Annotated in this window: 1 protein-coding gene; it reads right to left on the reverse strand. The window is 28.0% G+C overall.

Going from position 1 to position 304, the window contains the following annotated elements:
- Positions 1–304, reverse strand: a 304-nt coding sequence (locus AACQ14_RS24155; RefSeq protein ID WP_339366083.1) for a staphopain proregion domain-containing protein, incomplete at both ends; no start/stop codon positions are given.

A 304-nucleotide genomic window follows, 5' to 3' on the forward strand; every position in this document is an offset into this window, starting at 1 on the left:
TTGTTACTGATGCAGTTTGTTTAAAATCATTTAAATCTTTAGGTTTAGTGGATTCAGTGGCATTTTCATATGTTTTTTCATTATTACGTGGCGTTTTAAGCACAAGTGTCACTTTACCATCTTCAGTAAGTGCAAAATAGCCTTTTGTATTAGTCAAAATTGTTATCTTTTGATTTTTATATTGGTTTAATATTTTAGAAAGAAATGGAGAAACATTAATGGAATAATTGTTTTGCTGTTTTGAAGCTTTCGAATTTGAAGGATTAGGAGAAATAGTTACTACATAAACGACATCTTCTTTTTT

Source organism: Vallitalea maricola, assembly GCF_036985595.1.
GTDB lineage: Bacteria > Bacillota > Clostridia > Lachnospirales > Vallitaleaceae > Vallitalea > Vallitalea maricola.